27 protein-coding genes are annotated in these 26,595 nt (G+C 69.3%); 17 read left to right on the plus strand and 10 right to left on the minus strand.

Annotated features, from left to right (window positions below):
• Nucleotides 1–67 precede the first annotated feature (67 nt).
• From AC0IZJ_RS27310 to uraH, 6 genes are all read right to left on the minus strand, one after another.
• The gene (locus AC0IZJ_RS27310) at nucleotides 68–1,354 is read right to left on the minus strand and encodes a glycerate kinase type-2 family protein (RefSeq protein ID WP_471855250.1); all 1,287 of its coding nucleotides are present in this window, start codon (nucleotides 1,352–1,354) and stop codon (nucleotides 68–70) included.
• Nucleotides 1,351–2,619, minus strand: coding sequence for a urate hydroxylase PuuD (locus AC0IZJ_RS27315; protein WP_471855252.1), 1,269 nt, complete (start codon nucleotides 2,617–2,619; stop codon nucleotides 1,351–1,353). Before AC0IZJ_RS27315 ends, AC0IZJ_RS27310 begins: the two co-directional genes overlap by 4 nt.
• A 152-nt stretch (nucleotides 2,620–2,771) precedes the next feature.
• Nucleotides 2,772–4,367 carry a methyl-accepting chemotaxis protein gene (locus tag AC0IZJ_RS27320; protein ID WP_471855254.1) on the minus strand — a complete coding sequence of 532 codons (1,596 nt, stop codon included), beginning with the start codon at nucleotides 4,365–4,367 and terminating at the stop codon, nucleotides 2,772–2,774.
• Between the two features lies 1 nt (nucleotide 4,368).
• Nucleotides 4,369–4,872, minus strand: coding sequence for a Cache 3/Cache 2 fusion domain-containing protein (locus AC0IZJ_RS27325; protein WP_471855256.1), 504 nt, complete (start codon nucleotides 4,870–4,872; stop codon nucleotides 4,369–4,371).
• A 120-nt stretch (nucleotides 4,873–4,992) separates the two neighbouring features.
• Complete coding sequence (xdhC, locus tag AC0IZJ_RS27330; RefSeq protein WP_471855257.1) at nucleotides 4,993–5,760, minus strand: xanthine dehydrogenase accessory protein XdhC; 768 nt, start codon at nucleotides 5,758–5,760, stop codon at nucleotides 4,993–4,995.
• Nucleotides 5,750–6,103 (minus strand): hydroxyisourate hydrolase, encoded by a 354-nt coding sequence (gene uraH / locus AC0IZJ_RS27335; RefSeq protein ID WP_471855258.1) that lies wholly within the window; start codon nucleotides 6,101–6,103, stop codon nucleotides 5,750–5,752. Before uraH ends, xdhC begins: the two co-directional genes overlap by 11 nt.
• A 41-nt stretch (nucleotides 6,104–6,144) precedes the next feature.
• On the opposite strand from uraH, the gene puuE reads away from it, so the two are divergent.
• The 11 genes from puuE to AC0IZJ_RS27390 all read left to right on the plus strand — a co-directional run bounded on the left by puuE (nucleotide 6,145) and on the right by AC0IZJ_RS27390 (nucleotide 17,579).
• On the plus strand, nucleotides 6,145–7,101 hold the full coding sequence (gene puuE, locus AC0IZJ_RS27340; RefSeq protein ID WP_471855259.1) for an allantoinase PuuE: 957 nt from the start codon (nucleotides 6,145–6,147) through the stop codon (nucleotides 7,099–7,101).
• Nucleotides 7,098–8,843 (plus strand): 2-oxo-4-hydroxy-4-carboxy-5-ureidoimidazoline decarboxylase, encoded by a 1,746-nt coding sequence (gene uraD / locus AC0IZJ_RS27345; protein WP_471855260.1) that lies wholly within the window; start codon nucleotides 7,098–7,100, stop codon nucleotides 8,841–8,843. The genes puuE and uraD overlap by 4 nt, the downstream gene beginning before the upstream one ends.
• A 2-nt stretch (nucleotides 8,844–8,845) precedes the next feature.
• Nucleotides 8,846–10,090 carry a M20/M25/M40 family metallo-hydrolase gene (locus tag AC0IZJ_RS27350; RefSeq protein WP_471855262.1) on the plus strand — a complete coding sequence of 415 codons (1,245 nt, stop codon included), beginning with the start codon at nucleotides 8,846–8,848 and terminating at the stop codon, nucleotides 10,088–10,090.
• Nucleotides 10,091–10,124: 34 nt separating this feature from the next.
• Entirely contained in the window at nucleotides 10,125–11,078 is a 954-nt protein-coding gene (locus AC0IZJ_RS27355; protein ID WP_471855264.1) for a LysR family transcriptional regulator, read from the plus strand.
• A gap of 109 nt (nucleotides 11,079–11,187) precedes the next feature.
• Nucleotides 11,188–12,231 (plus strand): ABC transporter substrate-binding protein, encoded by a 1,044-nt coding sequence (locus tag AC0IZJ_RS27360; RefSeq protein ID WP_471855266.1) that lies wholly within the window; start codon nucleotides 11,188–11,190, stop codon nucleotides 12,229–12,231.
• 5 nt (nucleotides 12,232–12,236) lie between these two features.
• Nucleotides 12,237–12,731, plus strand: a complete 495-nt coding sequence (locus AC0IZJ_RS27365) for a nucleoside deaminase (protein ID WP_471855268.1) — start codon at nucleotides 12,237–12,239, stop codon at nucleotides 12,729–12,731.
• A 1-nt stretch (nucleotide 12,732) separates the two neighbouring features.
• Nucleotides 12,733–13,710 carry an isopenicillin N synthase family dioxygenase gene (locus AC0IZJ_RS27370; protein WP_471855270.1) on the plus strand — a complete coding sequence of 326 codons (978 nt, stop codon included), beginning with the start codon at nucleotides 12,733–12,735 and terminating at the stop codon, nucleotides 13,708–13,710.
• 152 nt (nucleotides 13,711–13,862) lie between these two features.
• Nucleotides 13,863–14,909, plus strand: a complete 1,047-nt coding sequence (locus tag AC0IZJ_RS27375; protein ID WP_471855271.1) for an ABC transporter substrate-binding protein — start codon at nucleotides 13,863–13,865, stop codon at nucleotides 14,907–14,909.
• Nucleotides 14,906–15,811, plus strand: a complete 906-nt coding sequence (locus AC0IZJ_RS27380) for an ABC transporter ATP-binding protein (RefSeq protein WP_471855273.1) — start codon at nucleotides 14,906–14,908, stop codon at nucleotides 15,809–15,811. The genes AC0IZJ_RS27375 and AC0IZJ_RS27380 overlap by 4 nt, the downstream gene beginning before the upstream one ends.
• Nucleotides 15,808–16,569, plus strand: a complete 762-nt coding sequence (locus tag AC0IZJ_RS27385) for an ABC transporter permease (RefSeq protein ID WP_471855275.1) — start codon at nucleotides 15,808–15,810, stop codon at nucleotides 16,567–16,569. Before AC0IZJ_RS27380 ends, AC0IZJ_RS27385 begins: the two co-directional genes overlap by 4 nt.
• A 32-nt stretch (nucleotides 16,570–16,601) precedes the next feature.
• Nucleotides 16,602–17,579, plus strand: coding sequence for a porin (locus tag AC0IZJ_RS27390; protein ID WP_471855277.1), 978 nt, complete (start codon nucleotides 16,602–16,604; stop codon nucleotides 17,577–17,579).
• 180 nt (nucleotides 17,580–17,759) lie between these two features.
• Here the strand turns inward: AC0IZJ_RS27390 and AC0IZJ_RS27395 are convergent, their stop codons facing one another.
• Genes AC0IZJ_RS27395 through AC0IZJ_RS27410 form a run of 4 tightly spaced genes read right to left on the minus strand, consistent with a single transcriptional unit; the run spans nucleotide 17,760 to nucleotide 21,076 of the window.
• Nucleotides 17,760–19,037 carry a hypothetical protein gene (locus AC0IZJ_RS27395; RefSeq protein ID WP_471855281.1) on the minus strand — a complete coding sequence of 426 codons (1,278 nt, stop codon included), beginning with the start codon at nucleotides 19,035–19,037 and terminating at the stop codon, nucleotides 17,760–17,762.
• Nucleotides 19,034–19,825, minus strand: coding sequence for a hypothetical protein (locus tag AC0IZJ_RS27400; RefSeq protein WP_471855284.1), 792 nt, complete (start codon nucleotides 19,823–19,825; stop codon nucleotides 19,034–19,036). The genes AC0IZJ_RS27395 and AC0IZJ_RS27400 overlap by 4 nt, the downstream gene beginning before the upstream one ends.
• Nucleotides 19,822–20,469: a hypothetical protein gene (locus AC0IZJ_RS27405; protein ID WP_471855288.1), complete on the minus strand. Its 648-nt coding sequence runs from the start codon at nucleotides 20,467–20,469 to the stop codon at nucleotides 19,822–19,824. Before AC0IZJ_RS27405 ends, AC0IZJ_RS27400 begins: the two co-directional genes overlap by 4 nt.
• Nucleotides 20,470–20,512: 43 nt before the next feature.
• Nucleotides 20,513–21,076, minus strand: coding sequence for a TlpA disulfide reductase family protein (locus AC0IZJ_RS27410; protein WP_471855290.1), 564 nt, complete (start codon nucleotides 21,074–21,076; stop codon nucleotides 20,513–20,515).
• A 177-nt stretch (nucleotides 21,077–21,253) separates the two neighbouring features.
• Here AC0IZJ_RS27410 and AC0IZJ_RS27415 point away from each other — a divergent pair, with 177 nt between their 5' ends.
• From AC0IZJ_RS27415 to AC0IZJ_RS27440, 6 genes are all read left to right on the plus strand, one after another.
• On the plus strand, nucleotides 21,254–21,781 hold the full coding sequence (locus AC0IZJ_RS27415) for a DUF4142 domain-containing protein (RefSeq protein ID WP_471855293.1): 528 nt from the start codon (nucleotides 21,254–21,256) through the stop codon (nucleotides 21,779–21,781).
• A 23-nt stretch (nucleotides 21,782–21,804) separates the two neighbouring features.
• On the plus strand, nucleotides 21,805–22,092 hold the full coding sequence (locus AC0IZJ_RS27420; RefSeq protein WP_471855311.1) for a cupredoxin domain-containing protein: 288 nt from the start codon (nucleotides 21,805–21,807) through the stop codon (nucleotides 22,090–22,092).
• A 4-nt stretch (nucleotides 22,093–22,096) separates the two neighbouring features.
• The gene (locus tag AC0IZJ_RS27425; protein ID WP_471855296.1) at nucleotides 22,097–22,813 is read left to right on the plus strand and encodes an RNA polymerase sigma factor; all 717 of its coding nucleotides are present in this window, start codon (nucleotides 22,097–22,099) and stop codon (nucleotides 22,811–22,813) included.
• Between the two features lie 4 nt (nucleotides 22,814–22,817).
• Nucleotides 22,818–23,225 (plus strand): DUF2946 family protein, encoded by a 408-nt coding sequence (locus AC0IZJ_RS27430; RefSeq protein WP_471855299.1) that lies wholly within the window; start codon nucleotides 22,818–22,820, stop codon nucleotides 23,223–23,225.
• Nucleotides 23,226–23,306: 81 nt separating this feature from the next.
• Complete coding sequence (locus tag AC0IZJ_RS27435) at nucleotides 23,307–25,631, plus strand: TonB-dependent receptor (RefSeq protein WP_471855302.1); 2,325 nt, start codon at nucleotides 23,307–23,309, stop codon at nucleotides 25,629–25,631.
• Complete coding sequence (locus tag AC0IZJ_RS27440; RefSeq protein WP_471855305.1) at nucleotides 25,628–26,152, plus strand: YcnI family copper-binding membrane protein; 525 nt, start codon at nucleotides 25,628–25,630, stop codon at nucleotides 26,150–26,152. The genes AC0IZJ_RS27435 and AC0IZJ_RS27440 overlap by 4 nt, the downstream gene beginning before the upstream one ends.
• Nucleotides 26,153–26,595: the final 443 nt, after the last annotated feature.

Consider the following 26,595-nt stretch of genomic DNA (forward strand, 5'->3'; position numbering starts at 1 on the left):
CTTCCCGACATGGGATGCGATCCAGTCTAGGACGAAGGGTGCGGCCGCACCACGGACTTCACCTGCGCTAAACGATCAGCAATGCACGGAAGTCATTCACATTCGTGAAGCTCGGCCCGGGCGTGAGCAGGTCGCCCAGCGGCGCGAAGAAGCTGGCGCTGTCATGGCCGTCCAGCAGGGCCTGCGGGTTGAGGCCGAGCGCGCGGGCGCGGGCCAGGCTGGTGGGCGTGAGCAGCGCGCCGGCATGGGGGCCGACGCCATCGATGCCATCGGTGTCCGCCGCCAGCGCCCAGACGCCGGGCTCGCATTGCAGCGCGAGTGCGCAGCCGAGCAGGAATTCGGTGGCGCGGCCGCCCTGCCCTGTTGGCTTGGCGGCGTCGACGGTCACCGTCGTCTCGCCGCCGGACAGGATCACGCAAGGCCTGGTGAAGGGCTCGCCACGCCGTGCAATGGCGCGGGCCAGGGCGGCGTGCATGCCGCCGATGACGCGCGACTCGCCCTCGATTTCGTCGCTGAGGATGTGGGCGGCAATGCCCTGTGCGCGGGCAGCGTCGGCGGCGGCCTGCAAGCTCATCTGCGGCGTGGCCAGCATGACGAGTTCATGGCCGGCCAGCCGTTCGTCGCCAGGCTTGGGCGTCTCGAATTCGCCCGACGTGAGGCCGGCGCGGGCGGCTGGCGCCAGCTCGATCTTGTAGCGGCGGCAGATGGCCAAGGCGTCGGCGCAGGTGGAGGCATCGGCCACGGTCGGGCCGGAGGCGATGACCGCGGGATCGTCGCCGGGCACGTCGCTGATGGCCAGCGTCAGCACGCGCGCTGGCGCACAGCCGGCCGCGAGCCGCCCGCCCTTGATGGCGGACAGGTGCTTGCGCACGCAGTTCATCTCACCGATGGAGGCGCCGCTGTTGAGCAGCGCGCGGTTGACAGCCTGCTTGTCGGCCAGCGTGAGCCCCGGCGCCGGCAGGCTCAGCAGCGCGGAGCCGCCGCCGGAGATGAGGCAGATGACGAGGTCGTCGGCGGTGAGGCCACGGGTCAACGCGAGCAATTTCTGCGTGGCGGCCAGGCCGGCGGCGTCGGGCACGGGGTGGGCGGCCTCAACGACTTCAAGCCGGCGCGGCTTGAAGTCCTTGGGCACATGGCCGTAGCGCGTGATGACGAGCCCGGACAACGGTGCGTCCGCCGGCCAGGCCGCCTCCAGCGCCTGCGCCATCGCGCCCCCCGCCTTGCCGGCGCCGATCACCAGCGTGCGGCCTTTTGGGGGCGGCGGCAGATGCACCGCCAGCACGCGGCCCGGCAGCGCGCTCGCGACGGCCACGTCGTAGAGCTGACGCAACAGCGCGCGCGGGTCGAGGGTCATGGCTGCTGGGCCCAGCGGCCGATCAGCATGCGCTCTTCCTCGGTCAGCCCGGTCGCGTTGTTCAGCGGCATGGCGCGCTGCACGACAACCTGCTGGTAGATCTGCGCCTTGTGCGCCGTCATCGCCTCAGCCGAGTCCAGCCGCACGCCCTTCTGCGCGACTTCACCCGTGTGGCACATCAGGCAGCGCTGCGCGGCGATGGCCTGCACTTGCGCGAGCGTTACCGGCGCAACCGCGGCGACAACAGGCTGCGGCTTGGGCGCCATCCAGGCGATGAGCCCAGCCAACAGCGCCAACGCGAGCGCGACGGCGCCCCAGCTGTTGACGCCCTTGTGCCGCTTGACGAAGAAGATGCGAATGGCGATGCCCGCAGCCATCAGCACGCACAGCACGACCCAGTTGTGCGGGTGCTGATGCAGCATGCCGTAGTGGTTGCTGAGCATCGCGACCAACACCGGCAGGCCGAAGTAGGTGTTGTGCACGCTGCGCTGCTTGCCGCGCTGGCCGTGGATGGGGTCGGGCTTCTGGCCCGCGCGCATCTGCGCGATGACCTTCTTCTGTCCCGGGATGATCCAGTGCGCCACGTTGGCCGTCATCATGGTCGCCAGCGTGGCGCCGACGATGAGGAAGGCCGCCCGGCCGGCGAAGAGCTGGCAGGCCAGCCAGGTCTCGAAGATGACGAAGGCCACCACCACAGCCATCACGCGGCCGTCGTTGCCGATGTTGCCGTCGCGCGTGCGGCCCAGCGCCTGGCAGGCGATGTCGTACACCGCCGAGCCGACGACGAGGAAGCCCAGCGCCGCGCACACCGCCTGCCAGGGTGCGCCCCAGGGGTAGACGCGCGGGTCGATCAGCATCTGGCTGGCGTTGAAGAGGTAGAGCACGACGAACAGCGCGAAGCCGCTCATCCACGTCCAGTAGCTCTCCCAATAGAACCAATGCAATGTCACGGTGCCCCCGGTCGCGCCGCTTAGCGGCGCTCCGCCCCCCGGGGGGGTCGCGGAAGCTCGGGAGCGGCCCTTCTCTTCCGCGAGCGGCAGATTGCTGGGCGCCACCATGTACTTCTGCGGGTTGTAGAACCCGCCGCCGTGCACGGCCCACAACTCGCCGTCCACGCCCTTGGCCTTGAGGTCGTCGGCGGTCGGCTTGACGAGGTGGTTGTCCAGCCAGACGAAGTAGAACGACGCGCCGATCCAGGCGATGACGGTGATGACATGCAGCCAGCGCAGCAGCAGGTTGGCCCAGTCGAGCAGGTAGATGTCCATGAGCGGCGGAGTTTTCGCACGGCCTCACCACGGCGGGTGCTGTGAAGCCTCAGGCGTCGCGTCCGCAGGCCCGACGAGGCCCGACACCGCTGCGACTGGCCTGAAGTGTATGCAGGCTCCGTGCCTGAGCTCACCCGAAACGGGTTCGCCGCCTATCGGTCGAGGCGGAAAAACGCGACGGCCTCGACCAGCTGCTGCGCCTGCTCCCGCAGGCTCTCGGCCGCAGCGGCGCTCTGCTCGACGAGGGCCGCGTTCTGCTGCGTGGCCTGGTCCATCTCGCCGATGGCCTCGCCGACCTCGTTGACACCGGCCGCCTGCTGGGCCCCTGCGGCACTGATGTCGTTGACGATGCGGTCCACCTTCTGGATGGCCTGCACCACCTGCTGCATGGTTGCGCCGGCGTTGTCCACCTGCGTGGAACCCTTCTGGATCTGGTCGACGCTGGCCGAAATCAATTGCTTGATCTCCTTGGCCGCCGTGGCGCTGCGCTGCGCGAGGCTGCGCACCTCGCCGGCCACGACGGCAAAGCCGCGGCCCTGCTCGCCCGCCCGCGCCGCTTCCACCGCCGCGTTCAACGCAAGGATATTGGTCTGGAACGCAATGCTGTCGATGACGCCGATGATCTCGGCGATGCGGCTGGAGCTGGTGGAGATGCCGCGCATCGTGTCGACAACGCCGCCCACCACCTCGCCGCCCTTCGCCGCCACGCCCGACGCCTGTGTCGCCACGCCGCTGGCCTCCTGCGCATTGCTGGCGCTCAGCAGCGCCTGCTGGCGCAGCGACTCCATCGAACTCGACGTGCGCTGCAAAGCGGACGCCTGCTGCTCCGTGCGCTGCGACAGGTCGTTGTTGCCCATGGCGATTTCCTGGCTCGCCGTGGCCACGCTCTCGGCCCCCTGCCGCACCTGGGCCACCACGCTGGACAGGCGCTGTTGCATCTGCGCCAGGCTGGCCATCAGGCTGTCCTGGTCGGCCGCCTTGACCGACACCTGTTGCGTCAGGTCACCCTCGGCAATCGCACGCAGCTGGCGCGCCGCCTCGCGCGGCTCGCCGCCCAGTTCGCCGATCAGGCTGCGCGACAGCAACACCGCCAGCACCAGCCCCGACACCACGCTGACCAGCACCAGCCCCCAGGTCAGGCGCCTGGCGTCGATGAAGACCGCCTCCGCCTTCAGGCCAGCGGCCTCACCGGCCTTGAAGCCGGCTGTGGAGAGCCGGTCCAGCGCCGCGACCATGTCGTCGAAATTGGACTTGCCCGCGCCCTCGCTGATCTCCTTGGCGTCCTCCTGCTTGCCGCCCTTGCCCAGCGACACGACCTTGGCGGCAATGTCCAGGTAGGCTTTCAGACCCTTGTCGAACGCCAGACGCAGCGTCTGCTGCTCCCCCTCGACGCCGAGGCCTGCGTGAGCCGCCAGCGCCTCCTGGGCGGTCTTGAGCGCGCCATTCATCTTCTCGGCGTACTCGTCCATGTAGCCGGCATCGGCCGCGGTCGAGTGCTTGACCTCGAACTCGCGGTATTCCAGCAGCGCCGCGCGGGCACCCGCGAGGTGACCCGCACCGGGCAGTGAGCGCTGCGCCAGCTCGCCGGACGCTTCGTGCACCCGGTTGAGCGACGTCAGCGACGCAACACCCAGGCCGACGCCCAGGAGCAGCAGCCACCCAAAGGCGAGAGCAAGCTTGTGGGCGGTGGCGAGCCCCCCGAGCCGGCGGCGCAGCGCCGCCAGCGCGCCTTTGGCGGGCCCCAGCATTTCAGCTCTTCTTGAAGCCGACGTAGGTGACGCCGATGACGGCGCCCTTGTCATCTTTCACCGGGTTGTAGCAGGCCGAGAACGGGGTGCCGAGCACGTCGACATCACCGCAGAAGCCCTGGCCCTTGCTCACCGCCTCATAGGCCTTGGCGCGTGCCAGCGTCGTGCCGACGCCGCGCTTGCCTTCCGGCGTGAGCACGTTGGTGCTGACGCGGACGAACTCGTCGCCTTCCTTGACGAAGATCGTCGCGGTCGCGCCGGTCTTCTTCTTGATGTCGTCCACCAGGTCGTAGTTGTTGTTCAGCTTGCGCGGGCCGAAGTAGAAGCCTGGCACCTCCTTGTCGCCGGCCTTCTCCTTGCCTTCCAGCTTGGCGCTGCCGAGCTTGGCGAGCCGGGCATCCAGTTCAGCGATGGTGGCCTTGGGATCGTTGGCCTGGGCCCAGCTTGCGCAGGGGAGCGACAGCACGGCCAGGGACAGGAGCGACTTGACGAGGATGGTTTTCATGGCGATGGCTCCACAGTTGACGAACGCCACTCAGAAATGACCAAGCGGTGGCGCATCTTCGGCAACTAGCCCTGCGCCGGCAAGGCCCCCATCAACGATGAGGCCGGCACGTGTGAAGCGTCACGGCAAAGCGAGGACTTGTGCCAACGCCGCCACAGCGATGACCGCCGGCTGCTTGCCGGCAACACCCGGCACCCCGATGGGGCAGACGACTTGCGCCAGCTCGTCATCCGTGAAGCCGCGCACGCCAAGCCGCTGGCGGAAGCTCGCCCACTTCGTGCGGCTGCCGATGAGGCCGATGAAGGCCAGATCTTGCTGCTGCCGCTGGCGCTTCAGGCAGGCCGCCACGATGTCGAAATCCTCCGCGTGGCTGTGGCTCATGATGAGGACGGCCGAGCGGGGCGCCAGGTCGGGCACCGCGTCGGCCGGTGGGTCCAACGCCTCCTGTCGCCAGCCGCGCGCGGGCGGCTCGGCGGGGAACTGGCCGGCGCGGCTGTCGACCCAGTGCAGCGCCAGCGGCAGGTCGCGCGCGATGCGTGCGACGGCTAGGCCGACATGGCCGGCGCCGAACAAGGCGACAGGTTTCAAGGGCTCTTGTGGCAGGTGGGCGGCGAGGTCCTCACCTGCGGTGATGCGTTCGAAGCGCAGCCACACGACGCCGCCACAGCACTGCCCCAGCGTCGGGCCGAGGGGATAGCGCACCTCGTCTTCCATTTCGCCGCCCGCCAGCGCGGCGCGGGCACGAGCGATGGCATCGAACTCCAGATGCCCGCCGCCGACCGTGCCCGTGATGCCCTCCGGCGTCACCGTCATCCAGGCCCCGACCTCGCGCGGCACGCTGCCGCTGGTGCGGACGACCGTGACGAGGATCAGGAGTTCAGCTGCCACGGTAGGTCGAGTACGCCCACGGCGATGCCAGCAAGGGGACGTGGTAGTGGCTGTTCTCGTCGGCGATGCCGAAATCCAGCGGGACCTCATCGAGGAAAGCCGGCTCCGGCAGCACCGCACCCAGCGCTCGAAAATAAGCGGCGACTTCAAAGACCAGCCGATAGCGGCCGGCCGTCAACGTGGGCCCATCCAGCAGCGGCCCGTCGGCGCGCCCGTCCCCATTCAGGTGCAGGCTGCGCAGCCATTTGGGGCCTTCCGCATCAAAGCGGTAAAGGCGCACGGCCATGCCGGCGGCGGGGCAGCCGTTGGCGGTGTCGAGAACATGTGTTGTCAGTTTGCCCATGGGCGCTCCGGGTTCGGTACGGCTTGATGCAAAGTGTAGGGATGACCACAGCACGCTATCCCCGCGACCTGATCGGCTACGGCGAGAACCCGCCTCATGCGCAATGGCCGGGCCAGGCCCGGGTCGCCGTGCAGTTCGTGCTGAACTACGAGGAAGGCGGCGAGAACTCGGTGCTGCACGGCGACGCCGGGAGCGAGCAGTTCCTGTCGGAGATGTTCAACCCGCCCAGTTTCCCGGCGCGGCACCTGAGCATGGAAGGCATCTACGAATACGGCTCGCGCGTGGGCGTGTGGCGGCTGCTGAAGGAGTTCGAGCAGCGCGCGCTCCCGCTGACCGTCTTCGGCATCGGCATGGCGCTGGAGAGGCACCCGGACGTGACGCAGGCCTTCGTCGAGCTGGACCACGAGATCGCCTCGCACGGCTGGCGCTGGGTGCACTACCAGAACGTCGACGAGGACACCGAGCGTGCTCACATGGCGCAGGCCATGGCCAGTCTCAAGCGGCTGACGCTGGGCCGCGACCCGCACGGCCTGGGCTGGTACACCGGCCGCGACAGCCCCAACACGCGCCGCATGGTGGCGGACTTCGGCGGCTTCGAGTACGACAGCGACTACTACGGCGACGACCTGCCCTTCTGGCTGCAGGTGCGCAAGACCAATGGCGAACTGGCACCGCACCTCGTCGTGCCGTACACGCTGGACTGCAATGACATGCGCTTCGCATTGCCGCAGGGCTTCAGCCACGGCGAGCCCTTCTTCGAGTACCTGAAGGACACGTTCGACGTGCTCTACGCCGAAGGCGCCGAATCGCCCAAGATGATGAGCATCGGCATGCACTGCCGCCTGCTCGGCCGCCCGGGGCGCATGCGCGCGCTGCAGAAGTTCCTCGATCACATCGAGGCGCATGACCGCGTGTGGGTGTGCCGGCGGCTGGACATCGCGCGGCACTGGAAAACGGTCCACCCCTTTGACGCCCGCACTGCATTTATCTGGGAATGATGAAGCTAGACGACCTCAACAACAGCAGCGCCGCCGACTTCGTCGCGCTGCTGGACGGCACCTACGAACACTCCCCGTGGATCGCGGAGCGCGCCGCCGCGGCGCGGCCGTTCAAGACGCTGGCCGCGCTGAAGGTGGCGCTGGCGCGCGTCGTGCGCGAGGCCAGCGTCGATGAACAGCTGGGCCTGATTCGCGCCCACCCTGAGCTGGCCGGCAAGGCCGCCGTGGCCGGCGAGCTGACGGCAGAGTCGACGAACGAGCAGCAGAAGGCCGGCCTCACCGCCTGCACGCCGGATGAGTTCGCCAAGCTGCACAAGCTCAACGCCGACTACAACGCACGCTTCGGCTTTCCTTTCATCTTGGCCGTGCGCGGTCCGCGTGGCACGGGTTTCACGCGCGCCGAGATCATTGCGACCTTCGAGCGCCGGCTGCGCGCCCACCCCGACGTCGAGCGGGCCGAGTGCCTGCGGCAGATCCACCGCATTGCCGAGATCCGCCTCAACGACAAGTTCGGCGTCACGCCGGTGCTCGGCCAGCAGCTCTGGGACTGGGCCGCCGAGTTGGCCGTGCACAGCGAGGACGAGGCCTTTCTCACCTGCACCTACGCCACGCCCACCCACACAGCCGTCGCCGAGCAGCTGGCGACGTGGATGCGCGACTGCGGCTTCGACGACGTGAGCCGCGACGCGGTCGGCAATGTCGTCGGCGTCTACAACGGCAGCGGCGACCAACGGCTGCTGACCGGCAGCCATTACGACACCGTGCGCCGCGCCGGCCGCTTCGACGGGCGGCTGGGCATCTTCGTGGCCATGCTCGTCGTGCGCGAGCTGCACCGGGCGGGCAAGCGTCTGCCCTTCGGCATCGAGGTCGTCGGCTTTTCGGAGGAAGAGGGCCAGCGTTATGCGGCGACCTTCCTCGCATCGAGCGCACTCACCGGCGCCTTCGACCCCGCCTGGCTGGACCAGACCGACGCCGCCGGCATCACCATGCGCGACGCGATGCGCGCGGCCGGCCTGCCGGCCACGGTGGCCGCGATCACCGCGCTGAAGCGCGACCGCAGCCGCTACCTCGGCTTCGTCGAAGTGCACATCGAGCAAGGCCCCGTGCTCGACAGCCTGGACCTGCCGCTGGGCATCGTCACCAGCATCAATGGCAGCCGCCGCTACGCCGGCGAGATCGTCGGCCTGGCCAGCCATGCCGGCACCACGCCCATGGGCCAGCGCCGCGACGCGGCAGCAGGCGTGGCCGAGCTGATCCTGTTTGCCGAGAAACGCGCCGCGGCCGTGCCAGACATCGTCGCGACGGTGGGCATGCTGGAGGTGCCTTCGGGTTCCATCAACGTCATCCCCGGCCGCTGCCGCTTCAGCCTGGACCTGCGTGCGACGACAGACGAGGCTCGCGACGCGCTCGACGCCGACGTGCGTGCCGAGCTGGACGCCATCTGCGCCCGACGTGGGTTGAGCTTCACCCTGCATCCCACCGTGGCCGCCAACGCCGCGCCCAGCGATGCCGACTGGCAGGCCCGCTGGGAGGCTGCCGTCGTCGAGCTGGGCCTGCCGCTGCACCGCCTGCCCTCGGGCGCCGGCCACGACGCGATGAAGATGCACGAACTGCTGCCCCAGGCCATGCTGTTCGTGCGCGGCGGCAATGGCGGCATCAGCCACAACCCGTTGGAGTCGGTGACGGTGGATGATGCGGAGCTGGCCGTCCAGGCGTTTGAACGTTTGCTCAGGATTCTTTGACCATGCCCTCCACCTCGCCCAGTACCGACACCTGGATCGCCGACCACTTCGACGAGCAAGTCCGCTTCCTCCAAGCCCTCGTCCGCATCCCCACCGACACGCCGCCCGGCAACAACGCCCCGCATGCCGACCGCACGGCCGAGCTGTTGACCGAGCTGGGCTTCACCGTCGAAAAACACGTCGTGCCCACACCGGTGGTGAAGCGCGGCGGCATGGAGTCGGTCACCAACCTCATCGTGCGCCATCGCTTCGGCACCTACGGGCCCAAGATCGCGCTGAACGCCCACGGCGACGTGGTGCCGCCCGGCGAGGGCTGGACACATGACCCCTATGGCGCCGAGATCGTCGACGGCAAGCTCTATGGCCGCGCCTCTGCCGTCAGCAAGAGCGACTTCGCGACCTACACGTTTGCCGTGCTGGCGCTGAAGAACTCCGGCCTGCCGATGCGCGGCGCGGTGGAGCTGCACTTCACCTACGACGAGGAATTCGGCGGCGAGCTCGGCCCGGGCTGGCTGCTGCGCGAGGGCGTGACGCGCCCTGACCTGCTGATCGCCGCCGGCTTCAGCTACCAGGTCGTCACGGCCCACAACGGCTGCCTGCAGATGGAGGTGACGCTGCACGGCCTGGCCTCGCACGCGGCCTACCCGGAGACGGGCGTGGACGCGCTACAGGCCGCCACGAAGCTGCTGACGGCGCTGTATGCCCACAACGACGTGCTGAAGACGCGCCGCTCCGAGGTGGCGGGCATCAGCCACCCCTACCTGAACGTCGGCCGCATCGAGGGCGGCAGCAACACCAATGTCGTGCCCGGCAAGGTGGTCCTGAAGCTGGACCGCCGCATGATCCCCGAGGAGCAACCCGCCGCCGTCGAAGCCGAGGTGCGGGCGCTGATCGAGGCCACGGTGGCCCAGTGCCCCGGCATCCGGCTGGAGATGAAGCGCCTGCTCCTCGCCAACTCCATGAAGCCCCTGCCGGGCGCCGAACGCCTCGTGGCTGCGTTGCAGAAGCACGGCGAGGCCGTCTTCGGCGAACCCATCCCGACCTCGGGCACGCCGCTCTACACGGACGTGCGCCTGTACACGGCCCAGGGCATCCCCGCCGCCATCTACGGCGCCGGCCCGCGCACGGTGCTGGAGAGCAACGCCAAGCGGGCGGACGAGCATCTCGTGCTGGATGACCTGAAGCGCGCCACCCAGGTGGTGGCGCGCACGCTGGCGGAGCTGCTGGAGCGCCGCTCGGGGGCATGAACACCGCCAGCTCGGCATCCCCGGGTCGCCCGCGATGAAGCCCCGTCGCCGTGACGGCGCTGATCTGCAGGAGCTGCTGGCGCTGAACCTGGCCGACCTGCAACTGCTGGCCGTGCTGCTGCAGGAAGGCAGCGTCACGCGGGCCGCCGAACGCACCCGCCAGCCGCAGCCGGCGGTCAGCCGCAAGCTGCAGCGCCTGCGCGCGGTGATGGGCGACCCGCTGCTCGTACGCAGCGGGTCCAGCCTGGTGCCGACCGAGCGCGCCGCGCTGTTGCGCGAGCCGCTGGCCGAGATCCTGTCGCAGGTGGCGCGGCTCAGCGCCGGAAGCGGCTTCGACCCGGCGACGACGCAGCGCGCCTTCGTCATCGCCTCGGCCGACAGCCTGGCGCCGACCTTCCTCCCCGAGGTGATCGCGCGTGTCACGGCGGCGGGCTCGCGCATCGCCGTGCACGTGCGGCCGGTCGACCCGGCGTTCGACATCGCCCAGGCACTGGACGCCGGCCACATCGACCTGGTCGTCAGCAACGAGCCGCGGCCGCGTGAGGACCTGCGGCTGGGACCGCTGTACAGCGACGAGGTGGTCTGCATCATGCGCGAAGGCCACCCGTTTGCTCAAGAGCGGCGGTTGTCGCTTGCCCGCTACCTGCGCATGAGCCACCTCGTGCCCCACGCCGGCACCGCGCCACGCACCGGCCCCATCGACGGCGAACTCGCCAAGACGGGCTACCAGCGGCGCATCACCGCCACGGTGCCGGAGTTCAACCTCGTGCCCTATGTGCTGACGCGCTCCGACCTGGTGTTCACGACCGCACGCCGCTTCGCCGAGCACTACGCGGCCATGATGCCGCTCGTCATCGTGCGGGCGCCGAGCGAGCTGCCGCCGATGAACTTCTACCAACTCTGGCACGAGCGCAGCCACGCCAGCCCGGCGAGCCGCTGGCTGCGCGAGCAGGTCAGCGCCGTCGCCCAGGACTTGACGCGGCCCTGAGAAGCGACGGGCCGCCATGGCCTGCGTGATATGGGCGACATGGCCGCCGCATGGCTTTTGCCATGCGGCACAGCTTCCTAGACTGAAGACATTCATCCAGGAGCCGCTCATGCATCGCCGCCAATTGCTCAAGTTCGCCGCCGCCTGCGCGCCGGCCCTTCCCGTCGCGGCAGGCGCCGCCAATGCAACCGCAACTGCAACCGGCAAACTGACGCCGATCCGCTTCACGCTGGACTTCCGCGTCAGCGGCCAGGTGGCGCCGTTCTTCGTCGCCCTGGCCAAGGGCTACTACCGCGAGCAGGGGCTGGACGTGAGCATCGACGTCGGCAACGGCTCGGTCGCGTCGATCACGCGCGTCGCCAGCGGCGCCTACGACATGGGCTTCGGCGACATCAGCGCGTTGACCGAGTTCAACGCGGAAGCGGGCCGGGCAGACCTCGTGCGCGCCGTCTACCAGTACTACAACCGCGCGCCCTTCGTCATCATCGGCCGCCGCGACCGCGGCCTCGGCAACGACTGGCGCAGCATCGCCGGCAAGCGCATCGCCGCCGGCGCTGTCGAATCGACACGCCGCGCCTGGCCCATGGCCGCCAAGCAGCTGGGCATGAAGGCCGACGCCTTCGAGTGGGTGACAACCGACTTCTCGCAGCGCGACAACGTCATCGTGCGCGGCGACGTCGATGGCGCGACCTACTTCCACGACTCCGCGGTGTCGCTGTTCCAGCGCGTGCCGGCGGAGCAGCTCGCGGTGCTCAAGTATTCGGACGCCGGCCTGCAGCTGTACGGCAATGCCATCCTCACGTCGACCAAGCTGGCCGCGGCCAATCCCAACGCCGTCGCCGGCTTCCTGCGGGCCACGCAGCGCGGGCTGAACGACACCCTGGCCGACCCTGCAGCCGCGATGGCGCATGTCGTCGCCCGCGAGCCGCTGCTGTCTGCGGCGACCGAGATCGCGCGCTGGCAGATCACCGCCGGCTACGTGACCGGCGCCGACACGCGCCAGCATGGCCTGGGCGGCGTGCACCGCGCGCTGGCCGAGCAGCAGCTCGCCGCCGTCAGCGAGACCTTCGGGCTCAAGACCAAGCCGGCTTTCGACGCGGTCTACGACCTGCGCTTCCTGCCGCCGCAGCCCGAACGCATGGCCAAGGCCTGATCGCCATGAACGACTCCTTGAACGACACCGACGCGCTCTACCTGCGCAGGGCGATCACGCTCTCGGCTCAGGCCGGTGAGCGCGGCAACCGGCCCTTTGGCGCGGTCATCGTCGCGGGCAGCGGCGCGGTGCTCGGCGAAGCGCGCAACGACAACGCCGAGACCGGTGATTGCACCGGCCATGCCGAAGTGAACGCACTGCGCGCCGCGGCAAAGGAGCACCCGCGCGGCGCCTTTGCTGGCGCCACGATGTACGCCTCGGGAGAGCCTTGCGTGATGTGCGCCGGCGCGATCTTCTGGTCCGGCATCCGGCGCGTCGTCTTCGGCATCGATGCCGTCAGTCTGCGCAGCTTTCGCGCACTGCAGGCCGGCGCCGACGACCTGGAGATGTCCTGCACGGACGTCTTCAGGACTTCTGTTGAACCTTTCGAGGTGCTCGGCCCGGCACTCGCCGACGAAGCCATCGCGCCCCACAACGCCTTCTGGCACCCAAGAGGTTGAGATGAACACGATGCAGGAACTGCAAAGAGAGTCGCGCATGGGCGCGATGGGCTCCGAGACCCGTCAGCGCGAGGTGCGGGTCATCGACCTGGCCGACTTCGACGCCCGCCGCGCTGAGATCGCCGACCAGCTCTGGGACGCCGCCGTCGATGTCGGCTTCTTCCAGCTGAAAAACCACGGCATCGCGCCGGCCACGATCACGCAGGCGTTCGCGCAGACCGAGCGCTTCTTCGCCCTGCCAGAGGCGGCCAAGGCCCGGCACCCGCTCAAGAAGAAGCTCAACGCCGGCTGGGAAACCCGCGCCCAGGTGCGCCCGTCGACCGGCACGCCGGATCAGAAGGAGTCCTACCAGATCACCCGCCCGCACATGGACGGCCTGTGGCCCGACGACGAGCTGCCGGGCTTCCAGGCCACGATGCTGGGCTTTGAGCAGCAGGCCTGGACCGTCGGCATGCGCGTGCTGTCCTGCTTCGCCGCCAAGCTGGACTTCGCGAGCGACTTCTTCACCGTCGCCCACGACCCGTCGCAGGCCGGTTATCAGAGCACGCTGCGCTTGTTGCACTACTTCGCCATCGACCCGGCGCAGCGCGACCAGCTCGGCCTGTGGCGCGCCGGCGCGCACACCGACTTCGACTGCCTCACCCTGCTGTTCCAGCGCGCCGGCCAGGGCGGCCTGCAGGTGCTGCCAGGCAAGGACATGGCGTCGCAGGCCTGGACACCGATCACGCCGGCCGACGACCTCATCACCTGCAACATCGGCGACATGCTGATGCGCTGGAGCGACGACCAACTGCCCTCCAACTTCCACCGCGTGAAGAACCCTGCGGCCGATGAGTACCAGGGGGCGCGCTACAGCCTGGCCTTCTTCGCCCAGGCCAACCGCGACGTGCTGATCGAAAGCCCTTCGGGCAAGTACCCGCCGATCACCGCCGAGGACTATTTGCAGCAGCGCGTCGCCGCCAATTTCGCGAAGTACTGAAGCCGCTCGCACCACATCTGGGCGGGCGTGATCAGGCATCGCTCGCCGGTGGTGCGCGTCACGCCACAAGGCGGCGACGGCCCGCACCACCCCAGGCATGGAACTTGTGTATCAGGGGTAAGCACCGCTCACTCGCCCGTCAAGGAAACCGAATGACCTTCTTCCAGCACGTCGGCAAGCTCGCCGCTGCCCTCGCCCTGCTCTCCGCGCCATTCGCCCACACACAGGCACACGCCCAGGACACGCCGATCAAGTTCCAGCTCGACTGGCGCTTCGAAGGCCCGGCGGCACTGTTCCTGCTGCCGGCGGCCAAGGGTTACTTCAAAGCCGAGAAGCTGGACGTCACCGTGGACGCCGGCAACGGCTCGGGCGGCGCAGTGACGCGCGTGGCCTCGGGCGCCTACGACATCGGCTTTGCGGACATGGCCGCGCTGATGGAGTTCCATGCCAACAACCCTGACGCGCCGAACAAGCCCGTTGGCGTCATGGTGGTCTACAACAACACGCCGGCTGCGGTGCTGACGCTGAAGAAGAGCGGCATCAAGACGCTGGCCGACCTCAATGGCAAGAAGCTCGGCGCGCCGGTGTTCGACGCCGGCCGGCGCGGCTTCCCGATCCTGTCCAAGGCCAACAAGCTCGGCGCTGTCACCTGGGTCAGCATGGACCCGCCGCTGCGCGAAACCATGCTGCTGCGCGGCGACGTGGATGCCATCACCGGCTTCTCCTTCACATCCCTGCTCAACCTCGAAGCTCGCGGCGTGAAGGCGGCGGACGTGGCCGTCTTTCCCTATGCCGAGAACGGCGTGAAGCTGTACGGCAACGTCATCATCGCCACGCCCAAGTTCATCAAGGAAAAACCGGAGGCATTGAAAGCCTTCCTGCGCGCCTTCACCAAGGGAGCCAAGGAGGTGCTCGCGCAACCCGACGCGGCAATCGCCTTCGTCAAGGAGCGCGACGGCATCATCAACGTCGACCTGGAAAAGCGCCGCCTGCGCATGGCCATCGACGCCGTCGTCGCCAGCCCGGACGCGCGCGCCGAAGGTTTTGGCCAACTGAACGCGGCACGCCTGTCGCTGATGGCCAGCCAGGTGTCGGACGCCTATGCCACCAAGACCCGTGTCGACGCCGGCGCCGTGTGGAACGGCGGCTTCCTGCCCAGCGCAGCCGAGCTGAACATCCTGCCGCCGGTGAAGAAATGAGAGTGAACGGCCCCGACGGCCGGCCGCGTGCCGCCGAGAGACCGGCGGAAGTCGGCGGCGCCAGTGCTGGCAGCGTGGCCAAGGCAGCGGTCGCCCCGTTCGTCGACTTCCGCGATGTCTGGCTGGCCTACAACGAAGAACTGCTGGCTGAAGGCAAGTTCGCCGTCGAGGCCATCGATCTGAAGGTCGCGCGCGGCGAATTCATCGCCATCGTCGGCCCGTCGGGCTGCGGCAAGTCCACCTTCATGAAGCTCGCCACCGGGCTGAAGCCACCATCGCGCGGAGAGATCCGCGTCGACGGCCGCACCGTGCACGGCCCACTCAAGATCAGCGGCATGGCCTTCCAGTCGGCCTCGCTGCTGCCCTGGCGCACGACGCTGGCCAACGTCATGCTGCCGCTGGAGATCGTCGAGCCCTTCCGCTCGGAGCTCAAGCACAAGCGCCAGGAATTCGAGGCCCGCGCCCGCGCGTTGCTGGCCCGCGTCGGCCTGGCCGGCTATGAAGACAAGTTCCCCTGGCAGCTGTCCGGCGGCATGCAGCAGCGCGCCAGCATCTGCCGTGCCCTCATCCACGAACCGCAGCTGCTGCTGCTGGACGAACCCTTCGGTGCGCTCGATGCGTTCACACGCGAGGAGCTGTGGTGCATCCTGCGCGACCTGCAGGCCGCGCAGGGCTTCAACGTCATCCTCGTCACGCACGACCTGCGCGAGTCGGTCTTCCTGGCCGACAGCATCTACGTGATGACGCGCAGCCCGGGCCGCTTCCTGCTCAAGCGCGACGTGCCGCTGCCACGGCCGCGCGACCTGGACGTCACGTACACGCCGGAGTTCGGCGAGATCGTGCTGGAACTGCGTGGCCACATCGGCGCGTTGAAGAAGGCTGGCGCGGAGATCTCGCAATGAAGGCCCGCCGACTTCAGAAGCAGGCCCACTGGATCCTGCTCGTTCTCATCCTCGTCATCTGGCAGAGCGTCTGCGGCCTGTTCGACGTGTCGGAGTTCCTCTTCCCCAGCCCGTCACGCATCGCGCAGCAGTTCTGGGAGCACCACACCACCATCCTCGGCCATGCCTGGCGCACCTGGTGGGTGACGATGCTGGGCTTCGGCATCTCCATCGTCGTCGGCGTGCTGCTGGGCTGCCTGATGGGCAGCTCACGGCTGGCCTATGACGCGATGTACCCGCTGATGACGGCCTTCAACGCGCTGCCCAAGGCGGCCTTCGTGCCCATCCTGGTGGTGTGGTTCGGCATCGGCGTCGGCCCTGCGGTGCTGACGGCCTTCCTCATCAGCTTCTTTCCCATCATGGTCAACATCGCCACCGGCCTGGCGACGCTGGAGCCCGAGCTGGAAGACGTGCTCCGCGTGCTCGGCGCCAAGCGCACCGACGTGCTGTGGAAGGTCGGCCTGCCGCGCTCCATGCCCTACTTCTTCGGCGCGCTGAAGGTGTCCATCACGCTGGCCTTCGTCGGCACGACGGTGTCGGAGATGACCGCCTCCAACGAGGGCATCGGCTACCTGCTGATCTCGGCCGGCTCGTCCATGCAGATGGGCCTGGCCTTCGCCGGCCTGCTGGTGGTGGGCGCGATGGCCATGGCCATGTACGAATTCTTTGCCGTCGTCGAACGCCGCATGACCGGCTGGGCGCACCGCGGGCAATCCTGATTCCAGATTTCAACAACGAGGAGAACCCACGAATGAACAAGAAGACCCTGCTGGCCGCCCTGATCGCATGCATGGCCGGCCCGGCGCTGGCCCAGAGCAGCGTGACGATGTACGGCCTCGTCGACATGAGCGTCGGCAGCACCAAGGCGCCCGGCGCAGCGGACGCGGTGCTGGGCGCCGAAAGCGGCAAGATGTCGACCAGCTTCTTCGGCCTGCGCGGCACCGAGGACCTGGGCGGCGGCCTCGCGGCCATCTTCCAGATCGACAGCTTCCTGCGCGCCGACAGCGGGCAGAGCGGCCGCTTCACCGGTGACAGCTTCTGGGCCCGCAACGCCTTCGTCGGGCTGACCAGCAAGGAGTGGGGCACGCTCAAGGCCGGCCGCAACACGACCAACCTGTTCGTCGCCACGCTGAGCTTCAACCCCTTCGGCGACTCCTTCGGCTACTCGCCCAGCATCCGCCACATCTTCAGCAGCAACACGGTCACCGGCGACTCCGGCTGGAGCGACTCGGTGATGTACACGACACCCAGCATGGGCGGCTTCACGGCCACCGCGCTTGTGGCCGCCGGGGAAGGTGCGGGCGGCCGCAACGTGGCCGCCAGCGGCACCTATGTCGCCGGCCCGCTGGCCGCCGCGCTGGTCTACCAGAAGGTGCAGAAGGACGGCGCCGCCGCCGTGGACGACACGACCGTGTGGCAGGGCAACGGCTCCTATGACTTCGGCATCGCCAAGGTCTTCGGCCAGTACGCCAAGGCCACCAACGACACGAAGAAGATCGACTACAAGATCTACGAGGCCGGCGTGAGCGTGCCCATCGGCCTGGGCAAGGTGCTGGCGCAGTACGGCCAGATCAGCCCCAGCGCGGGCGCCGGCCGCAAGACCTGGACGGTGGGCTACGACTACTTCCTCTCCAAGCGCACCGACCTGTACGCGATGGCCATGAGCGACAAGCTGAGCGGGCAGTCGACAGGCGAGAGCTATTCGGTGGGCATGCGCCACCGCTTCTAAAAGGGCTTGTAGCCCCTCGCCCAGTCTCGCCATGCTGAACGCAGGCGCGCCTGGTCGGTCCCCCGCGGGGACGGCGATGCTCGCGGCATTGGGCCGCAAGCATCGCCAAGCGGACCGGCTTGGGAGCGGCCCGGCGCTCGGCCCGAAGCAGCGTCTCCGGAGATTGGCTGCACGACTCGTTTACCGCGCCTTCAGCACCTGCTGCCGCTGCGCCAGCTCGGCGGCGCCGAACGGGCTCCAGCCGGGCTTGTCGGCATAGACGCGGTACAGCGCCGCGAGGTTGGCGCGCAGCAGCGCGTCGTCCGGCGCCATGGCCAGCGCGCCGAGCAGGCTGCGGTTCAGGCGCTGGGCGCTGTCGGGGCTGCCCTGCACATTGGTGAGCGCCGTCACGGCGGCGAGGTTGGCAGCGGCGGCTGAAGCGGGCAGCCGCTCCTTGGCGGCGGCGAACAAGGCGGTGGCCGCGCGACGGTCGCCCTGCGTCCAGGCGATATGGCCGCGCAGGGCGGCGGCCAGGCCCCAGGCGGCCGGCGCCTGGTCGGCCGGCACGGCGGCTTCGTAGCGGGCCAGAGCGGCGTCCACACCAAGCAGGAGGCGACTGCGCTCCGCTTCCGGCACGCCGCCCACCTGCAGGCGCAGCCAGCCAGCCACGGCCTCGGCATAGGCCAGCTCGGGCAGCCAGCGAGCCAGCGACCAGTCCGCCTGGCCCTCGCCCGCACGGGCGCGCACCCAGCCGGCCGGTAGACCAGCGCGCATGGGCTCCAGCTGCAGCCAGTCTCCGCGCGAGCCGGTGATCCAGTAGGGGAAGCTCTGGTTGGCCGAAGCGCCAAAGGCCACGCCCGGCGAGGTGGCGTCCGGCGATGGACGCACCCGCAGCGCCTCGCGGCAGGCGGCATCGATGCGGGCCAGCTCGGCCAGCGAGATGCGCCGCGGCGCAAAGGCCAGCGCCTGCATGGGCAGGCCGGCCTGCAGCTCGGCACCGCCCCAGCTCAAGGCGATGCGCTCGGGTGTCAGGCCCTGGCCGTCCGCGCCCTGGCGGGCGAAGCGCAGATAGGTCTGCACGAAGAGTTCGCCGTCCTGCTCGAAGAGGCGGCCCCAGATGGCCAGCACGGCCTGGCCCGGCGCCAGCGTGCCGCCCTGCACGCCGCTGCGGCTGACGCGCAGCAGCACCTGTTCCACATCGCAGATGCCGCCATGCTCGGCCAGCAGGTCGACCGCGCCCACCGAGCCTATCGGCAGCATGCCCATCAAGAGCTGCAGATGGGCCAGTGAAGAGATCTGCCGGCTGGCCGCCTGCAGCCGGGGCGAGTCGCCGTCGACCCGCCAGGGCAGCACCAGCGCATTGACGGCCGCGCCACGGAAGACGACGGGGTCGGAGCAGGCGCGGTTGAACATCGCCGCCTGGGCCGACGTGGCAAGCAGCAGCGCAACGAACAGCGTGAGGAAGCGGCGCAGCATCATTCAGCACCCCCGCAGGGCTGGGCCGGCTGCTGCAGGCGCAGCACGCCAGCCTTGGGATAGGCCGGGTCCAGCAGCGCTTCCCGCAGCGTGCGGGTGGCGCTGGCGTGCACATGCTCGCGCAGCGCGTTCAGCTCGGTCCTGGCCCGCCCCAACAGTCCGCGGTTGATCACGGCGGCGAGCAGGCTGTAGGCGCGGCAGAGGTTGGCGTGCGCCGGCTCGTAGGCGTGCTCGCGCAGCAGCTTCAGGCCCAGCGCGGTGGCGATGAAGGCGTCCAGATCCTGCGGGCGAGCCACCAGTTGAACGGCGTCCTGCGTGGGCGCGGCGCCGGGCTCGGGATAGCGCAGGCGCTGCAGGCTGGCCGGCACGGCCTCACGCTGGTCGGCGGCAAAGCGCAGCGGCACGAGCAGGTAGTTGATCTGCGCGGACAGCACCGGCGGCGTGCCGTCGCGGTCCACCGCGCCCCAGACCTCCAGCAGCACGCGCTGGTCGTTGAGTTGCTCGACGAGCTCGGGGCTGAACTCGCTGCCGTCCAGCGCCGGGGCACGCCTGGGGCAGGCGCGAAAGGCCACCGGCGTCGCCTCCGGGTTGATCCACTGCTCGTCGCGCTCCTTGTCCAGCGTGAACTGCAGCTTGCGCAGAAAGCCGTCGACGGCCGTCCGGTCGGCCATGGCGCCGCCGCTGGGCTCGCTGAGCAGCACGGTGAAGCTGTTGGGCGAGGGCGGACAGTTGACGACCGCGGCGTGGGCCGCAGTGCAGCCGAACAGCAGCATGAGCAGGAAGGTTTTCATGTCGCTCCGTCCAGGTTGGCAATGGCTTCGTCGACGACCGTCTTCAGCCGCGGATACGCCTCGGCCGGCGCGGCGATCTGGCCGCCGATGCGTTGGCGCAGCTCGTCGGGCTTGCCGGCCACGGCCGCGTTGACGAGGTCGCGGTAGCGGCGCAGTTGCGGCAGGGCCTTGCGGCAGCCGTTGTCGCCGACCAGGCCCACCAGCGTGCGGTGGGCGCTGATGTCGTAGTGCTGGTTGCGCTTGAGCAGCAGCGGCGGCAGCACGCGGCACAACAGCTCGGCGTCGCGCACGGCCATGGCCTCCAGCCCGCGCGTGGCGGCCACGGCGTGCAGGTCAGACTTGCGCAGCTCCATCAACAGCGCCGGCAACGCGGGCTCGCCGAAGGAGGCCAGCACGACGGCGCTGTTGTTGAGCTTGCCGAGGTCCTCCTCCTCGGTGAGCTTTTGCAGCAGGCCGAGCATCTCCTTGGTGTAGGAAAGGTCGAGCTGGCGCTGCTTGATGGCCAGGTCCACCGAGTCTTTGATCCAGAAGCCCAGCACCAGCACGACGATGCTGGCCAGCAGCTTGGGAGCTTCGCCGCCCATCCAGGCGAGCACACGGCTCGGCAGGGGCTTGGGCGTTGCGGGGGCGACGGGGGTGTCCATCGCCGCAGTGTCTGCCCGCCAGTGGCAGGCGCACAACCCCAATTCAGCTAGCGGGTGCGCTGGCGGCGGTGGCCCCGGCGGCCAGCGCGCCATCGACGTGCTTGACGATGTCTTCCAGGCAACCGGTCTCGCACCAGCCGGACATCGTCGTGGCAATGGTGCCGTCCCCCCGCACCACCACGGTGTAAGGCACGCCATCCGCCTTGGCAAAGGCCTTGGCAGCGGCGCCGTCCGGGTCATAGACATGCTGCATCTGCATCTTGTCCGCCAACCCGCGTTGCAGCCGGCGGAAAACGTCCTTGTCCTCGACGTTGACCGCAACGACGCGCACCCGCTCCTTCCTGGCAGCAAGCTGCAGGCGCTCCATTTGCGGCAGCTCGTTGCGGCAATGCGGGCACCAGGAGGCCCAGAAGACCACGACGACCGGCTTGCCTTCGAAATCGGACAGTCGCACGGTCTTGCCGTCCATCGTCTTGCCGAGCGGCGCATCCAACGGCACGCGCTCCAGCCGCGGCGGCTTGGGCTTGTCTTGCGCCTGAGTAGTGCCGCACACGGCGGCCAGGCCCATCCAGGCCAGCAAGCCGCGGCGTTGCAATTCGTCTTTCATGGTTCTCCCTGTGCGCCGGCAGCGGCGCCGCGCGGCAATGGATCGCACTCTGCCAGCAAGGCCGCACGACAGCATTCGAGAAATACCCGTCCGGCCGGGAACGCCCGCGCCGGTCACGACATCTATCCCCTTGCCGGCCCACTTTGCCGGCCGACACCTCAACTGCATACCGCCGCCATGACCCCTCATCTCACCCTTGCCACCCTCGCTCTGGCCGCATCGTTCGCCGTCGGCGCCCAGGCCCAGACCGCAGCCGCGCCCAACGATGCGCAGATCGCTGCCATCGTCGTCACCGCCAACCAGGTGGACGTGGACGCCGGCAAACTCGCCGAAAGCAAGACCAAGTCCAAGACGGTGAAAGCCTTCGCACAGCAGATGGTCACGGACCACAGCGGCGTCAACCAGATGGCCGTCGATCTCGTCACCCGGCTCAAGGTCACGCCGCAGGACAACGCCACCGCGCAAGGCCTGCAAAAGGGCGGCGACGACAACCTCGCCGCGCTGCGCAAGCTCAGCGGCGCCGCCTTCGACAAGGCCTATGTCGATCATGAAGTCGCGTACCACGTGGCCGTGCTCGACGCGCTGGACAAGGTGCTGATCCCCAGTGCCGCCAACGCCGAGTTGAAGGCGCTGCTCGTCAAGGTGCGCCCCGCCATCGACGCCCACCTGCAGCACGCCAGGCATCTCCAGGCGGAACTCAAGTGAAGCTCTCTGCCAGCCGTTACGTGCTGGCCGTGGCGATGCTGGCGTGCGCGCCAGCAGCCCGGGCCGCGACGCACACGATCGTCATCGACAGCATGCAGTTCAAGCCCGCCACGCTGACCGTCAAGCGCGGCGACCGCGTGCTGTGGGTCAACCACGACGTGGTGCCGCACACGGCGACGGCGGGCAAGCTGTTCGACTCCACAGCAATAGCGCCCGGCGCCTCCTGGAGCACCACGGCCAAAGCGCCCGGGCGCCACGACTATGTGTGCACGCTGCACCCGATGATGAAGGCAACCCTGGTTGTGAAATAGCACGATGAACCCGCTTCCCCTCCTGGAACCCGCACCGCGCAGCACCGAGCAGGACCTGGCCCGGCGCATCGCCGCCGGCGACGCCCTCGCCTTCGAGCAGCTCATGCGCCAGCACAACCGCCGCCTGTTCCGCCTGGCGCGCGTCACGCTGAGGCACGACGGCGATGCCGAGGACGCCCTGCAGGACGCCTATCTGCAGGCCTTCCGTGCCATCGGCGGCTTTCGCGGAGACGCGTCCCTCGGCACCTGGCTGTCGCAACTAGTGATGAACGAATGCCTGAACCGCCTGCGCAAGCAGACGCGCCGCGACGCCATCGCGCGGATGGTCCAGCCCGGGCCGACCGAGGACGATGAACCGGCGGACGTGGAGACCGAACCCATGACTGCACCCCGCGCCGACCGCCCCGACGATGCCCTCGCCCGGGCCCAGCTCCGCGCCCTCATCGAACGCAAGCTCGACGACCTGCCGGAGGCGTTTGCCACCGTGTTCGTGCTGCGCGGTGTGGAGGAGTTGAGCGTGGAGGAAACGGCACAGTCACTGGGCATTGCCGAAGCCACGGTGCGCAGCCGCTACTTCCGCGCCCGCGGTCTGCTGCGCCAGGCGCTGGCTCAGGACATCGACCTCGCCCAGCAGGACGTCTTCGCCTTCGACGGCGCCCGCTGTGACCGCATCGTCCACACGGTATTGGCGAGGCTTCACAATGCGGGCCCCGCCGCCTGATGCCATGACCGTCACCCGCTTCCTCCAGCCCCACCGCGCGCGCCGTCAGGCGTGGTGGCTGGTGGCCGTGCTGTGCTTAGGCCTGCTGGCCCCCGGCATCAGCGCGGCGCTGGCGCATGTGCGGGGCGACTTCTCGGCCTGGCAGGACATCTGCCGTGCGCCCAGCGTCAGCGGCAAGGCGGCCAAATCCAATTCCACCAAGCCCATTGAGGCGGCACTGGACCTGCTGGCCCACGGCCACTGCCCGGCCTGCCACATCGGCGGTGCCGACGGGGCCGGCCCACCCGCTGCGCCTGCCCTGCTGCTGCGCGACGACCTCGTGGCCGAGGTGCCCGAGCGTTTCTGGACCGCACCGGTCACCGCCCACGCCTGGCGACCCGCCAGCGCCCGCGCACCCCCCGAGTTGATCTGAGTCCCTAGCCTGCCAGGGCCGCCAGGCCCGGCGTTTGCTGTCGCACGCTGCGATGGCTCACCGACTCCGATCGTCTCCGTCATGAAATTGAATGCCCTTGCGCGCGCGGCTGCGGCCTGCGCGGCGCTTGCCTCCCTTTCCGCACTCGCCTGCGACGACTGCGACTGCGCCGACGCCGTTGTTGCCGCCGTCACCCAGGCCGACCCCGCGCCCGCCGGCCCGCGCACCGCGCTCGGCCTCGTCACCGTCAGCGGCGCCACATCCACGTCGCTGCCCACCGTCATCCCAACGACGCTGGAAGGCGTCACCGCGGCCGACATCGCCCGCAGCATCAACGCCACCGACGCCGAAGACGCGCTGAAATACCTGCCCAGCCTGCTGGTGCGCAAGCGCTACCCCGGCGACTACAACCACGCCGTGCTGTCCACACGCGCTTCTGGCACCGGCAACAGCGCGCGCGCGCTGGTGTTCGTCGACGGCATTCCGCTGGCCAACTTGCTGGGCAACGGCGCGGCCTTCACGCCGCGCTGGGGCCTCGTCGGTGCCGACGAGGTCGCGCGCGTGGACGTGCTCTACGGCCCCTTCTCGGCCGCTTACAGCGGCAACTCGGTCGGCGCCGTCGTCGACTACCAGACCCGTCGCCCGCAGGCCTTCGAGGCGCATGCCCAGGCGGGGCTGTACGCGCAGCGCTGGCGCTACGGCGGCGACGACACGCGCTACCAGGGCAAGTATGCGAGCGCGTCGCTGGGCGACAAGGCGGGCGACTGGAGCTGGTGGCTCAGCCTCTCGCGCCACGACAACGAAGGCCAGCCGCTGACCTTCCCCACCCGCGCCGTCGCCGCCACCGCACCGGCCGCCAATGCCGTGCCGGTGACCGGCGCCGTGGCCGGCCAGGACCGCTTCGGCCAGCCCTGGTGGCTGCTGGGCTCGGCCACGCAGATGCACACCGTGCAGGACCAGGCCAAGCTGCGCCTGGCCTGGCAGCCCACGCCCGAGCTGCGCGCTCAAGCGCTGCTAGGGCTGTGGCGCAACACGGGCAACGCGAGCAGCCAAAGCTGGCTGCGCGATGCGGCCGGCAACGCCGTGACCACGGGCGCTGTCAGCATCGACGGCCGGGGCTACACGCTGGCCGCCAACGAGTTCGGCCTGACGCATGACGAGGCCGAGCACCGCATCGTCGGCGCGACGCTCAAGCGCAGCGCGGCCGATGGTTTGAACTGGGAACTCGCCGCCAGCCACTACGACTACGCCAAGGACCGCAGCGCCCAGCCGCTGGCCCGCTCGGGAGGCGCAGGTCGCATCACAAGGCTGGACGGCAGCGGCTGGACGACGCTCGCCGCCAAGGCCTCGGCGAACGGCTGGGAGGGCGGCCTGCAACGCGAGCACCATGTCTGGCGCCAACGCGTAGCCAACGCCAGCGACTGGCTCAACGAGGGCACGCTGACACCCTTCACCGCCTTCAACGGCGAGACCACGCTGACCAGTGCCTTCGCCCAGCGCGTGCTGGACCTGACGCCCGGCCTGCGCGCCGTGCTGGGCCTACGCCACGAGACTTGGGCAGCGCGCAACGGCAGCAAGACGGCGGCCACCGGCCAGACGGTGAGTTATGCCGGCCGGCGCGAAAGCGCCCTCTCGCCCAAGGCGGCGCTCGGCTGGGCCGTCACCGATGCGCTGGACCTGCGCGTCAGCGTCGGCCGCGCCGTCCGCTGGCCCACGGTGGGCGAGCTCTTCCAGGGTGGCCTCAGCGCCACCGGCGCCTACGTCGAGGGCGATCCCGTCACCAACCCCGACCTGAAGGCCGAGCGCGGCTGGACGCGCGAGCTGTCGGCGCTGTGGCACGGCGATGCCGGCGAACTGCGCGCCACCGTCTTCCACGAGGACACGCGCGGCGCCCTCTACAGCCAGGCCAGCGTCATCGACGGCAGGACGGTGAGCAGCGTGCAGAACATAGCCCGCATCGAGACGCTGGGGCTGGAGCTGGCCGGCCGTGGCGACGTGGGCAAGACCTGGCGCTGGCAGGCCAGCCTGACATTGGCCGATTCGACCATCAAGGAGAACGCCGGCTTCGTCGCCACGCCGGGCGACACGATCGGCAGGCAGCAACCGCGCGTGCCGCGCTGGCGGACCAGCGCGCTGGTCAGCTACGCAATCACGCCGGCACTCGACGTCAGCCTCGGCGCACGCTACGGCAGCCGGCAATACGGCAACCTCAACAATGCCGACTTCAACGGCATGGCCTACCAGGGCTTCAGCCGCTACTTCACAGCCGACGTGAAGCTGGCCTGGCGCATCAACCGCCAGTGGAGCGCCAGCCTCGGCGTGGACAACCTGAACAACGCCGAGTACTGGAACTTCCACCCCTATCCCGGCCGCACCGTGCTGGCCAACCTCCGCTTCGACCTATGAAAAATATTGCTGCACTGACCTTGCTCGCCGCCGCCGGCGCCCAGGCCCACATCGCGCTGGACCAGCCCGAAGCCCCGGCCGGCAGCAGCTACCGCGCCGCCTTCAAGGTCGGCCATGGTTGCGAGGGCGGCGCGGCGACAAAGGAGATCGTCGTCACGCTGCCTGAGGGTTTGCGGGGTGCCAAGCCCATGCCCAAACCGGGCTGGACGTTGACCACCAAGCGCCGGCCGCTGAAAGTGCCTTATGACAGCCACGGCAAGCCCGTCACCGACGAGTTGGCCGAGGTGCGCTGGGTCGCCAACGGCGAGGCCAACCATCTGCCGGACGCCTGGTATGACGAGTTTGTGCTGCGCGCCTCGTTGCCGGCCGAGGCGGGAGACGTCTGGTTCCAGGTGCGGCAGGTGTGCGCCCAGGGCGAGTGGCATTGGGCCGAGGTGCCAAGCGCCGCCAATCCCAAGCCGCGGGCACCGGCGGTGCGGCTGAAGGTGATGCCGGCTCGGCTGGAATCCCACGTCCACTGAACCGGAAAAAGCCGGGCCGACCCCGGCTGATCGCGGCTTCATCCGCGAGCCTGCGCGCCGATGATCCATCCCGTCACCAGTGCATGGCCCCCGGCAACGTTGCGGCCCCTGGCGAGACGGCACCGCGAGCCGTCCGCGACCACGAAAGCACGAGTTCCGGCCCGCAACGCGTCACCCCCCGGTGTCGCCCGCGAAAGCCACCTGCGCTGTGATGAACGCCGCAGCCCTACGCTCACCCGCAAGGTGAGAAGTCCCGGGCGGTGTGAAGCGCTCTTTTGCCCCGACCGGGTTGATGCCGGGCGGGGCTTTCCTTTTTGCGCTTTGCGCTTTGCTCGTTGCTCTTGCTTTCGCGGGGAGGCGTGTCTCCTCGGTGCATTGCCGGGAGTCCCGCCCGGCAGCGGGGTAACTTTCTTCTGCGGGGCCAGAAGAAAGTCACCAAAGAA

It is taken from the genome of Roseateles sp. AC306 (genome assembly GCF_979253795.1).